The sequence below is a fragment of the Streptomyces sp. NPDC002306 genome (assembly GCF_053593435.1).
This window is the reverse complement of record NZ_JBSFCK010000155.1, coordinates 1-1,019: the sequence shown is the minus strand read 5'-3', so window position 1 is coordinate 1,019 and position 1,019 is coordinate 1. Positions and strand designations below refer to the sequence as shown.

The 1,019-nt window shown below is 67.6% G+C and carries 1 pseudogene; it reads right to left on the bottom strand.

Annotated features, from left to right (window positions below):
* Window positions 1-197: 197 nt before the first annotated feature.
* Window positions 198-1,019, bottom strand: a pseudogene (locus ACWCQK_RS42570) (NF041680 family putative transposase); the annotation flags it as partial.

The following is a 1,019-nucleotide window of genomic DNA, read 5'->3' as shown; positions in this document are numbered from 1 at the left end:
CACGGACCCACCCCACGAACTCCAGACCCTGACCGACGCAGTCACCACCGGACACGGCATTAACCTCTACCGCCGGATCTAACGAACTACCGGTACCTCGACCGGTGCGGGATCCCCAGGCCAAAATCCTGGCGCACCCTGGGCACCTGACCTCGACAACTCCAAGATCCCCGACAGAGTCAAGCTTAGCTTGATCATTAACCTCGCTGCTGTTTCAGGCGGACGTGTTCGGTGAGGGTTTCGATTCGTTTCACGGTCTTCCCGGGCTCGTGACGTGGGGCTGGCCTGCGGTTCTTCGAGCCGGGTGGGCGACCGGGCCCAGGCTTGGACGGTCTGGGCACATCGGCGGGACGGGCAGTCTTCACGCGGAGGTGACGAAACCCCCGCCGGACCCGAGCGGGGGTGAGTCGGCGCGGCTCGGTGGGACGTTCCCAGGGCCGGCGGAGGTCCTCGGCGAGGGGACGGGCGAGGCGGAGCTGGGTGTGGGCGGCGATGATCAGCCAGGTCCACAGGTCGGCCGTGTGCGGATCACGGACCTTGGGGACGGTCCAGCCCAGGGTCTGTTTGAACAGCCGAAAAGTATGTTCAAGATCGAACCTGCGGAGAAACGCCTGCCAGCGCACATCGATGTCCTGGCCGGTCATGTCGGTGCGCGAGGACCACAGCCACACCGGCTTCGGGTCGCGGTCACCGGGCAGGTACTCGACCTTGAGCCGGAGCAACGTGCCGTGGATCAGCGGGAGTTCACCGCAGTGGTCGAGCCAGGGGCCGCGGGCCTGCAAGCGTGGGTGCATCCTGTCCCAGGCGAGGGTTTCGGCCGTGCCGTAGCGGGTGGTGTCGCATGTCGTGGCCTGGTCGGGGGTGTGCCAGGAGTCCGGTTTGGAGAAGGTGAGGACGCCGCCGTGCTTGCGGGGCTGTCCGCCGCGTGGGGTGGAGCGGCGTGGGCCGGCGTCCCGGAGCATGACGCGGTCCGAGCGCAGCCGGCCGATGAGCTCGACCGGCAGGTCGGCCAGGACGTA